11 protein-coding genes are annotated in these 11,173 nt (G+C 41.8%); all 11 read right to left on the bottom strand.

Features of this window, described 5'->3' with window-relative positions; genetic code table 11:
• Positions 1–481 precede the first annotated feature (481 nt).
• The 11 genes from lysS to ftsH all read right to left on the bottom strand — a co-directional run bounded on the left by lysS (position 482) and on the right by ftsH (position 11,131).
• Positions 482–1,981, bottom strand: coding sequence for a lysine--tRNA ligase (gene lysS, locus ACFX4I_RS21795; protein ID WP_377422946.1), 1,500 nt, complete (start codon positions 1,979–1,981; stop codon positions 482–484).
• A gap of 188 nt (positions 1,982–2,169) precedes the next feature.
• Positions 2,170–3,168 (bottom strand): tRNA dihydrouridine synthase DusB, encoded by a 999-nt coding sequence (gene dusB / locus ACFX4I_RS21790; protein WP_377401819.1) that lies wholly within the window; start codon positions 3,166–3,168, stop codon positions 2,170–2,172.
• 23 nt (positions 3,169–3,191) lie between these two features.
• Positions 3,192–3,404 (bottom strand): helix-turn-helix domain-containing protein, encoded by a 213-nt coding sequence (locus ACFX4I_RS21785; RefSeq protein WP_063235935.1) that lies wholly within the window; start codon positions 3,402–3,404, stop codon positions 3,192–3,194.
• Positions 3,356–3,883: a 2-amino-4-hydroxy-6-hydroxymethyldihydropteridine diphosphokinase gene (gene folK, locus ACFX4I_RS21780; RefSeq protein ID WP_230301899.1), complete on the bottom strand. Its 528-nt coding sequence runs from the start codon at positions 3,881–3,883 to the stop codon at positions 3,356–3,358. The genes ACFX4I_RS21785 and folK overlap by 49 nt, the downstream gene beginning before the upstream one ends.
• A gap of 2 nt (positions 3,884–3,885) precedes the next feature.
• Positions 3,886–4,245 carry a dihydroneopterin aldolase gene (gene folB, locus ACFX4I_RS21775; protein ID WP_230301900.1) on the bottom strand — a complete coding sequence of 120 codons (360 nt, stop codon included), beginning with the start codon at positions 4,243–4,245 and terminating at the stop codon, positions 3,886–3,888.
• 1 nt (position 4,246) lies between these two features.
• Positions 4,247–5,083, bottom strand: a complete 837-nt coding sequence (gene folP, locus ACFX4I_RS21770; protein WP_230301901.1) for a dihydropteroate synthase — start codon at positions 5,081–5,083, stop codon at positions 4,247–4,249.
• A gap of 163 nt (positions 5,084–5,246) precedes the next feature.
• Positions 5,247–6,173 (bottom strand): cysteine synthase A, encoded by a 927-nt coding sequence (cysK, locus tag ACFX4I_RS21765; RefSeq protein ID WP_230301902.1) that lies wholly within the window; start codon positions 6,171–6,173, stop codon positions 5,247–5,249.
• A gap of 130 nt (positions 6,174–6,303) precedes the next feature.
• Positions 6,304–7,200, bottom strand: a complete 897-nt coding sequence (locus ACFX4I_RS21760) for a peptidyl-prolyl cis-trans isomerase (RefSeq protein ID WP_377422941.1) — start codon at positions 7,198–7,200, stop codon at positions 6,304–6,306.
• Between the two features lie 18 nt (positions 7,201–7,218).
• Entirely contained in the window at positions 7,219–8,100 is an 882-nt protein-coding gene (gene hslO, locus ACFX4I_RS21755; protein WP_214794715.1) for an Hsp33 family molecular chaperone HslO, read from the bottom strand.
• A 26-nt stretch (positions 8,101–8,126) separates the two neighbouring features.
• A complete protein-coding gene (locus tag ACFX4I_RS21750; protein WP_063235928.1) occupies positions 8,127–8,906 on the bottom strand; it encodes a type III pantothenate kinase in 780 nt (259 codons plus the stop codon).
• 164 nt (positions 8,907–9,070) lie between these two features.
• A complete protein-coding gene (gene ftsH / locus ACFX4I_RS21745; RefSeq protein WP_230301904.1) occupies positions 9,071–11,131 on the bottom strand; it encodes an ATP-dependent zinc metalloprotease FtsH in 2,061 nt (686 codons plus the stop codon).
• Positions 11,132–11,173: the final 42 nt, after the last annotated feature.

The following is an 11,173-nucleotide window of genomic DNA, read 5'->3' as shown; positions in this document are numbered from 1 at the left end:
CATGTATTAGGCACGCCGCCAGCGTTCGTCCTGAGCCAGGATCAAACTCTCCGAAGAAATGTTTGACTTGCTCATTTTGCTTTTTTGATAGTGTGTGCTCACTTAAAATTTAACGTTGGCGCTTTGTTTTGTTCAGTTTTCAAAGAGCAATATCTTTCGGAACAGCTTATTTATAATAACATTTTCATTACTGCAAGTCAACAACTTTTTTAAAACTTTTTAAAAGTTTGTAATCTGTTTGCAACTCGTTCGTAACGACAGATATAAATATAACACCATTACGTTAACCGCGCAATACTTTTTTAAAAGTTTTTTTGGGATAACGTTGTTTTTATTTCAAGCCCTAGAATCCTTTCTATTAAAAGACATGAAATTATAATAAAAAAACAAAAGCCGAATGGGACATACCAGGATCATGAGCTACGCCCAATGATCCCAGCCATCCGAATTCGGCCTGCAATCAATATTCATTTTGCTTATATTAGCGATGTCTCATTAACGGGAATAACAGGACGTCACGTATAGACGGAGAATTGGTCAATAGCATAACCAAACGGTCAACACCAATTCCAAGTCCGCCAGTTGGCGGCATTCCATATTCTAACGCCTCCAAGAAATCTTCATCCATTTCATGAGCTTCATCATTACCTTGCTCTCGCTCTTTTAATTGAGCTTCAAAGCGTTGACGTTGATCAATAGGGTCGTTTAGTTCCGTGAAGGCATTTGCATGCTCTCTACCTACAATGAATAACTCAAAACGATCTGTGAAACGGGAATCTTCCGGATTTTTCTTTGCTAAAGGAGAGATTTCCACTGGATGGCCATAGATGAATGTAGGTTGAATCAACTTATCTTCTACCTTCTGTTCAAAGAATTCATTTACGATATGGCCGAACTCCATGGATTCCTTAACTTCAATCCCATTTTCCTTAGCAAGCTGCTGGGCTTCTTCTTTACTCATTTGAGTCCAGAAGTCCACACCAGTATATTCTTTTACAGCATCAACCATGTGAAGTCGTTTCCATTCCGGCTTTAACTCTATCTCATACTCCCCATACTGGATGGTAGTCGTCCCCAGAACTTCTTGAGCGATATGGGCAATCAGGTTTTCCGTTAAACTCATGATATCTTGGTAATCCGCATATGCCTCATATAATTCGATCAATGTGAATTCAGGATTGTGTCTTGTGGATACTCCTTCATTTCTGAAAACCCGGCCAATTTCATAAACTTTCTCCAATCCGCCGACTATTAAGCGTTTTAGATGAAGTTCGATGGCAATCCTTAAATTCAAAGGCATATCCAAGGCATTATGGTGAGTAAGGAAAGGGCGTGCTGCAGCTCCACCAGCAACAGAGTGCAGTAGAGGCGTTTCCACTTCAAGGTATCCATGATCGTCCAAATACCGTCTCATGGCTTGTACAATACGACTGCGCATGATCAAGGTGTTTTTACTTTCCTCATTTGTAATTAAATCGACATAACGCTTCCGGTAACGCTCTTCAACATCCTTTAGGCCATGAAATTTATCAGGCAACGGGCGAAGCGCTTTAGCAAGGAACACATAGTCTTTAGCTTTAATGGAAAGTTCCCCGACTTTCGTTTTGAAAATAACGCCAGTTACCCCTACGATATCTCCAAGATCCGTTTGGTTGAAAATTTGGTAAGAATCTTCTCCTATGTTATCTAAACGGACGTAGATTTGGATTTGACCGCTAATATCCTGGATATGGGCAAATCCCGCTTTCCCTTTTCCACGCTTCGTCATGACACGGCCAGCGATCGTAACTTCAATTTCTTTTTCTTCAAGATCTTCTTTTTCTAATTCACCATAAGCACTGACTATCTCCTGAGTGTTATGTGTGCGCTCGAATCTGCTCCCGAAAGGGTCTTGTCCATTATCCATCATGGCCTGCATTTTATCGCGTCTTACCTGCAGTTGGTCATTCAATTCTTCATGACTCACGAAAATCATCTCCATCTTTATTAGTAAATGCCTTATATAATTAATCAGAAATTCTTTTGCATACATATTTATTCTTACATAAAGTAAAGGAATTCAACAGCTTTTTATCTTAAAACATTGTTTATGTACATATAAAAACTGCCAGGATTACTGGCAGTTTAAGATAAGCGTATTATAGGAAAATAGGAAGGTAATGTCAAACATCAGACCATTTGGATATTTTGTTGCTTCGCTTCAATATCATCAACAAGTCCATATAGAAGGCTAACAACATCTTCCCTTGTTTCACAATAATTAATCCCTTTGCGAGCCTTAGCATTCCCTTTAACACCTTTTAAATACCAAGAAGCATGCTTACGCATTTCACGAACAGCGACATTTTCATTTTTCAATGCAATTAGACGATCCATATGAAGCACGCAAACGTCCATTTTTTCACGAACGGAAGGTTCATCCATCAGTTGACCGGTTTCCAGATATTTCACAGTCCGGTAAATCATCCACGGGTTACCTAGAGCTGCACGGCCGATCATGACTCCATCAACACCCGTTTCCTTCAGCATTCTTTCCGCATCCTGTGGAGTTTCCACATCACCGTTTCCGATAAGGGGAATATTAATTGATTTCTTCACTTCACGGATGATGTCCCAGTTAGCTTTTCCTTCATACATTTGAACTCGTGTTCTGCCATGCATAGAAACAGCTTTACCGCCTGCGCGTTCAACAGCCTGGGCATTTTGAATCGCAAAAACGTGCTCATCATCCCAGCCTATGCGCATTTTCACCGTTACCGGCTTTTCAACAGCATCAACCACCGCTGAAACCATCTCATAAATTTTGTTTGGATCGAGGAGCCACTTTGCACCCGCATCACATTTAGTGATTTTAGGGACTGGACAGCCCATGTTGATATCAATGATGTCAGCATTTGTGTTTTTATCTACAAATTGTGCTGCTTCGACCAAAGATTTCTTTTCTCCGCCAAAGATTTGCAAACTTAACGGCTTTTCTCTTTCATCTATATAAAGCATATTCATCGTTCTAGCATTTTGAAGAACGATTCCCTTGTCACTGACCATCTCCGCACAAACAAGGCCAGCACCAAATTCCTTGACGGTCAAGCGGAATGCCGAGTTACAGACTCCCGCCATCGGTGCTAGCACTACCGGATTCTTCATTTCTATATTGCCTATTTTTAACACGGTGTGCCTCCTATAACATTCTTTCATTTATCCTCAGGTGGCTGAAGCTCCTCAATGGAAACATGAAGAATTTCTGCCACTTCCAGTAAAAATGCTTCTGAAGGGTTGCGGTTCCCTCGTTCGACTTCTCCCAACAAGGAAACGGAAACGCCTATTTCTTTCGCAAACCCTTCCTGGGTATAACCCTTTAACTTTCGAAAAGCGCGAATACGCCTTCCCCATTTTTCACCTTCCATAATCGAACTCCTTCTTTATCCGAAATCTGTTCAAGCAGGTCGCTCAAAGGTGCATGCATTTGCGGAAGTGATATATCAGGATCCACTTCCATTAATGGCACGATAACAAAAGCCCTCTCGTGCATACGAGGGTGCGGGACTGAAAGAATCTCTGTCTCAATATTTTCATGATTATATAACAAAATGTCAAGGTCTAAAGTACGAGGGCCCCACCTGATTTCCCTTTTTCTCCCTAATTCTTGTTCGATTTTCATACAAGCATGAAGTAATTTTTCGGGTTCTAAATCGGTTTTCACTTTAAGGACAGCATTTAAAAAACAGTCCTGATCTTCATATCCTATCGGGTCTGTTTCATATAAAGAAGAGCAGGCCACCAACTTGATATGCGGATTTTCAGACAATAATCGGAAAGCCCTTTGGAATGTTTCAAGGCGATCGCCTAAGTTCGACCCTATTGAAAGGTAAGCAATATTTACCACAATCAGCGTCCCCTTACAATCTCTATAGCAACTGAATCATAGTGACCTGCTATTGGAGGATCTGGTTTATAAACCTTCACGGTGCACGTCTCGATGGAAGAATATTCATTAAGTAATTCAGAAGCAATTTTTTCAGCAACAGCTTCCACTAACTTAAAAGGTTCTCCCTCAACAACACTTTTACACACTTCATATAACTCACCATAGTTGATTGAGTCTTCAAGGTTGTCACTCTTCCCAGCCTTGGCTAAATCAGTCTGGACGATCAAATCCACTTTAAACCGCTGACCAAGCTTCGTTTCTTCCGGAAAAACTCCATGATAACCGTAAAACTCCATTTTATTCACATATATCTTATCCATTTCATTCACCTTTTCCTAATAGAGCATCCATCATCTTTGCAGTCCGTGCCATTTCCTTCACATCATGTACACGAACCATTTGACAGCCTTGTTGAATGCCATGGCAGATCGTGGCGGCTGTTCCTTCCATCCGCTCATCAGGCGGCAGGTCCAGAACATGTCCAATCATGGACTTTCTTGATGTGGCTAGCAGTACGGGATATCCTAATGATACAAGCTTATCAAGATTCCTCATCATTTCCAAATTTAACTTTAAATCTTTCGCAAAGCCAATTCCCGGATCGAGAATGATGTTTTCATCCTTGACTCCCGAATCCTTTACCAACATGATGCTTTCGAATAAATCCTGAAGTACATCACGAACAAAATGTCCATAACTCATATTATCCCTGTTATGCATCAAGATAATCGGCACCTTATATTCCGCAGCAACCTTTGACATCAAGGAATCGGCCTTACCTCCCCAAATGTCATTTAATATATGTGCTCCCGCTTTTACAGCCGCTTCGGCTACTCTTGATTTATACGTATCGACCGATATTGGTACTTCAATATTACGGGATATGGCTTCAATAATCGGGGCGACTCTCTCTATTTCCTCTTCATCCGTTATCCTCTCATAGTTAGGACGGGTGGACTCTCCGCCTACATCCAATATATCCGCTCCGTCGTTTACCATCCGTTCGGCATGCTTCAAAGCGGCATCTATCCGATTATATTTCCCGCCATCCGAAAAGGAGTCTGGCGTAACATTCAAAATCCCCATAATTAAGGTTTTATTGCTGTAATCCAAATCAAATGAACCGCATTTTATTTTTGACGCTCCAGCTAATGACATCCAACGTTCTCCTTCGCCTAAAGAAATCTATATATACGAGTTTACCCATTTACATAGGCATAGCGCAAGTTCCATGAAGATATGGAATGCTTCTGCAGACTTTACTACAAAAAGAAAAGCAAAGCCCCTAAGGAACTTCGCTTCTAATTTTTAGTGTCTTGTCTTACTCAAAGTTATATAATGGCGTACTTAAGTAGCGTTCACCATTACTTGGTATGATAGCAAGTACCTTTTTGCCTTTTCCCAGTTTGTCAGCCACTTTAATGGCAGCTGCAATTGCGCCACCAGAAGAAATTCCACCAAGGATTCCTTCCTCTTTTGCTGCACGGCGGGCATAATCAAACGATTCCTCTGTATTGACTTGAATGATTTCGTCATAGAGATCTGTATTCAAAATACTCGGGACGAAGCCTGCACCGATTCCTTGGATTTTATGAGGTCCTGGAGTCCCACCCGATAATACCGGAGAGTCCGCAGGCTCAACAGCGTAAATCTTAATGTCAGGGTATTTTTCACGCAGCACTTCACCAGCACCTGTTATGGTTCCGCCAGTACCGATTCCGGCAACGAATGCGTCCAGACCTTCATCACCAAAGGCTTCAACGATTTCAGGTCCTGTAGTATTCCGATGAACTTCAGGGTTGGCTACATTCTCGAATTGCTGTGGAATGAAGTAACCTTTTTCTTTAGACAGCTCAGTCGCCTTTGCGATTGCACCCTTCATTCCTTCAGGTCCAGGAGTAAGAACTAATTCCGCGCCATAAGCACGAAGCAAGTTACGGCGTTCCAAACTCATCGTCTCCGGCATAACGAGAATTGATTTATAGCCCTTTGCCGCAGCTACCATCGCAAGTCCTATTCCAGTATTTCCGCTTGTAGGTTCAATGATCGTATCACCTGGCTTAAGGGTACCAGTTTTTTCTGCCGCTTCGATCATCGCAAGGGCGATACGGTCTTTTACACTACTGCCTGGGTTAAAATACTCAAGTTTCAGATAGATATCTGCACTGTTTTCATTTTGAAGCTTGTTTAACTTCACAATAGGTGTTTGTCCAATTAAATCGATTACAGAATTAGCTATACGTGCCATTTTCTCCACTCCCTATCATTTCAAATACCGAGTATGTTTATTGGTTTTATTTATTTAAAGTTACCAGTTTTTATAGTTCATTGTCAATGATTATATACTATATTCTAAATTTTCTCACACAACCATTGACCTACTTTTTTTCTTTCAATCCATAAAACCATTCTACATCAAATTCATCCCAGAAAACTTTCCCTGAGACCGGTGCCTGAATCTGTTCAAGAGCTATTTGGCGGTGAATCTTGTCTTTAACTTCATCATATTCATACTGCTTGCCCTCTATTCTTTCATGCAGATAGATAATGGCCCAGCCTTCATTCGTTTGAATCGGATCACTCCACTTTTTTACCTTCAAATTCTCGGCAGCGGTAATGTATTCCTTGGAGACTTGCTCGCTATCCTGTGATATATAACCCATGTCGCCTCCTTGATTGGCAGTGAATTCATCAAGGGACTTTTCCATCGCTAAGACATCAAAGGATACGCCTTTCTCCAGTTCACGTACGATTTGGTCCGCTTGCTTTTTTGTAGACGAGGTAATATGGGAAATATGGAAAGCAGTAGGGATTCTGTAGATATCCTTATTATTATCATAATGATTCCGCATTGCCGTTTCGGAGACCGAAACGTCCTTGGTGAGGAGCTTCTCGAGGAGGAGACTCGACTGAATTTCCTGCCTCAGTTGATCGTTACTTTTATTAAGGTTCTGACCGGCAGTCCCATACATCGTTTTCATCATTTTAAGTTCCCGATCAAGCTCTTCATCCGAAATTTTCACTTTGTATTTTTCAGCTGCCTGTTTCACGACCTCTTTATCGACCATTTCCTCAAGTACATCTTCCCCATATCTTTTTTCGAGCTCATTAATCCATGCGTCCCGGGAAATATCCTTGGATCCAACCTTTGCGGCCGTTTCTTCCCCGATGACGGATTTTGAAATGATTAGTGGTTTTATGACAAAGATAATGATAGTCAATAGGTTCAACAAGGCAAGGGCAGCAATAATCGCCCGAAGCTTTTGTTTTGGCAAACCCTTATCCCCCGTATATTATTTTTTGGTTTCCGCTTCTAGTTCCTCGAGTTCTTCCTTCGAGAATTGGTAGGTCTGATTACAAAAATGACAATGTGCTTCCGCTTGTCCATCTGTATCAATGATATCCCGAATCTCAGCTTGCCCTAGGCTAATCAATGCATTTGCAATTCTTTCCTTAGAACATTGACAGGAGAATTGGACATCCATTTTTTCTAGTATATTCACATTGCCCTCACCTAAAATTTCGGTTAGGATTTCTTCAGGAGTCATGCCGCTTTGAATCATCTTAGAAACAGGAGTTATCGTGCTTAGTCGATTTTCGATTTTTGAAATCGTATCTTCGGATGTACCCGGCATCAACTGGATGATGAATCCACCCGCTGCAAGGATTGAATTATCCGGATTAACCAGGACCCCAACCCCCACAGATGAAGGCACCTGTTCGGAAGTAACAAAGTAATATGTGAAATCTTCACCTAATTCTCCCGATACAAGCGGTACCTGACCTGAAAAGTAATCACGAAGACCGATATCTTTGACAACAGTCAACAATCCATCGGTACCCACCGCTTTCCTTACATCAAGCTTTCCTTGCTCATTCAAATCAAAGTGGGTTTGCGGGTGAGTGACATATCCGCGGACTTCTCCCTTTGCATTGCTGTCGACCAGGATGGAACCAATCGGTCCACCGCCCTCGATTTTAATCGTCAGCTTTTCTTCACCTTTTAACATTCCGCCCATCATAACGCCTGCCGTCATCGCCCGTCCAAGGGCAGCTGATGCAGTAGGCCATGTATAATGGCGCCGCTGAGCTTCTCCTACCGTGTCTGTTGTTGAAACAGCATATGCCCGAACCTGTCCCTCATAACCTAACGCCTTTATTAGATAATCCTTCATTTATTTTGCTCCTTTCATGCTTTGTGTTACTTCTTCACTTGCTCACGATTACGTTTATAAATCAACTGCAACCCCTTCAAGGTCAAAAATGGCTCCACTACGTCAATCACAGTAGACTCATTGGCAATTAAGGTAGCCAATCCACCCGTCGCTATTACCGTTGGTTCTAGATTACTTTGCGCCTTAATTCGATTAACGATTCCTTCTACCTGTCCAACATACCCATACAAAATACCAGCCTGCATGGCGGACACCGTATTTTTCCCAATAATCCCTTCTGGCCGGCTGATTTCTATTCTTGGAAGTTTGGCTGCCTTTGAATAAAGTGCTTCAGTAGAAATATTTATACCCGGAGCAATGGCTCCGCCCATGTATTGTTTATCCTCATTTATATAGCAATATGTAGTTGCCGTGCCAAAGTCCACGATAATGAGAGGGCTTCCATATTCCTGAATGCCCGCAACCGCATTAACAATTCGGTCGGCACCCACCTCACGCGGATTCTCGTATTTAATATTCAATCCAGTTTTTATTCCAGGTCCAACTATTAGCGGTTTAATACCAAAGTATTTTTTGCACATTCGTTCAAGCGCAAACATAATTGGCGGAACTACCGAAGAAATGATGATTCCATCAAATTGATCAAACGAAAGACCTTCATGTTGCAGCAAAGACTTTATGACCATTCCATACTCATCTTCTGTCTTGTGACGGTTAGTCTCAATTCGCCAATGATATTTTAAAATATCTTCATCGTATACGCCTAATACAGTATTCGTATTCCCAACATCCAATACAAAAATCATCGTTTCATCACTCCGGTAAATTATTCTCCAACATCATACCACACTGTTATTTACCACGCTATTAGTCGCACTTTTCGAAAGGTATCCCAGAAACATCATAATTAATTCAAGAGTTAAGAAAAGGGTATTTCCGAGGCGGAAATACCCTTTTGAATTCAGTCAACTTAAGACTTTTTATTGTCATCTTCGTTCGGGAAGGAAAGCGGCTGATCTTGAGGCGCACCTTCTTTGATTGGAGGAGTATTCAATCCTTCCTCCGTTATTTCAAGGTCCTCAGGTCCTCTCTTATCCAATGGATCTAATAGGGCCTCTTTTTCTTCCTTCTTCGTATTGATGTTCACCTTGACATTCTCATCAGTGGTTAAATTCCCATTAAGGGCTGTATAATCCCGTTCTGGCAATTTACCATTTTGGAATAAACTTTTGATTTGTTCAGCATCAAGCGTTTCCACTTCAAGCAAGGTTTTTGCAACCAAATCAAGTTTTTCACGATTTTCAGTAAGAATCGTCTTACATCTTTCGTAAGCTTCCCTGATGATACGTTGAATTTCAAGATCAATTTCATATGCTATTGCATCCGAATAGTTTTGATCATTGTTAAAATCTCGGCCTAGGAAGACTTGACCTTGTGAATTACCGAATTGAAGTGGTCCGAGTTTACTCATGCCATATTCCATAACCATGCTCCGAGCTATGCCCGTTGCACGTTGGAAGTCGTTATGCGCACCGGTACTCACTTCTCCGAATGTAACTTCTTCGGCTACGCGGCCACCCAATAGCCCTACGATTTTATCTTTAAGCTCAGGTTCAGTCATGAAGAAACGATCTTCTTTCGGCAGCATAACTGCATAACCGCCAGCTTGACCACGAGGGACGATCGTAACTTTATGAACGACTTCGGCATCATCCAGAACCAATCCAATAATGGTATGGCCTGCTTCATGCCACGCTACGATATTTCTTTCCTTTTTGGAAATGACACGGTTTTTCTTGGCAGGTCCAGCGATAACGCGATCCGAAGCTTCATCCAAATCGGACATGTCGATCTTCTTCTTATCTTGACGGGCAGCTACAAGCGCTGCTTCATTCAGTAAGTTTTCAAGATCTGCACCAGAAAATCCTGGAGTACGCTGAGCGATCGCTTTCAAATCGACTGTTTCTGCTAATGGTTTATTACGTGCATGCACTTTCAGAACTTCTTCACGGCCCTTAACATCAGGGCGGCCTACCGTTATTTGACGGTCAAAACGTCCTGGACGCAATAAAGCTGGATCCAATACATCAGCACGGTTAGTCGCAGCGATGATTATGATTCCTTCATTACCACCGAAACCATCCATTTCCACCAGTAGTTGGTTCAATGTCTGTTCACGTTCATCGTGACCGCCACCAAGACCTGCGCCACGTTGACGTCCGACTGCATCAATTTCATCGATAAAGATGATACATGGTGCATTCTTCTTAGCATTCTCAAACAAATCACGAACACGGGATGCACCGACTCCCACAAACATTTCAACAAAATCAGAACCACTGATTGAGAAGAAAGGAGTTCCGGCTTCACCAGCTACTGCTCGTGCAAGTAAAGTTTTACCTGTACCAGGAGGCCCAACTAAAAGTACCCCTTTAGGAATACGGGCTCCAAGCTCGGCATATTTGCGAGGATCTTTCAAGAATTCAACAACCTCGACAAGTTCCTGCTTTTCTTCGTCCGCTCCGGCAACATCATTGAAGCGTACTTTTTTCTTATCATCATTATACAATTTCGCCTTACTTTTCCCGAAGTTCATGACGCGGCCACCACCGCCGCCCTGAGCTTGGTTAAGTAAAAAGAAGAAGAGGATAAAAATGATTACAAATGGAATGATGGAAGTGAAAAATGTCACCCAGCCACTTGTTTTTTCTGGAGGTTCAACAGTGATGATGTCCTTACCCAACTTGGTTACGGCATCATTGATTCTACTTTGAGAATATTCACTGAAAGGCACGTACGTCACAAAGAATTTGTTTTCCTCATAACCTTTGAGCTTTCCTGTGATTTCAAATACACTGCTTTCGGGCTGCATCGTCAGTGCAGTAACATCCCCATTCTCCAAATGCTTATAGAATTCATCTTGGGTCATTTTCTCCGTTGGTTCATTGTTATTATTAAAAATGCTTACAATCCCAATGATGACCAAAAAGATCAGTAAATAAAATATGGTATTACGGAAGATCCGATTCATCCCTTACCTCCTCCCACGGGTAAACAAACTATAGTAAATACT

The organism is Peribacillus sp. YIM B13472 (assembly GCF_042788005.1).
GTDB lineage: Bacteria > Bacillota > Bacilli > Bacillales > DSM-1321 > Peribacillus > Peribacillus simplex_E.
Note: the sequence above shows the minus strand (reverse complement) of the source record. Positions and strands in the feature narration are given on the sequence as shown.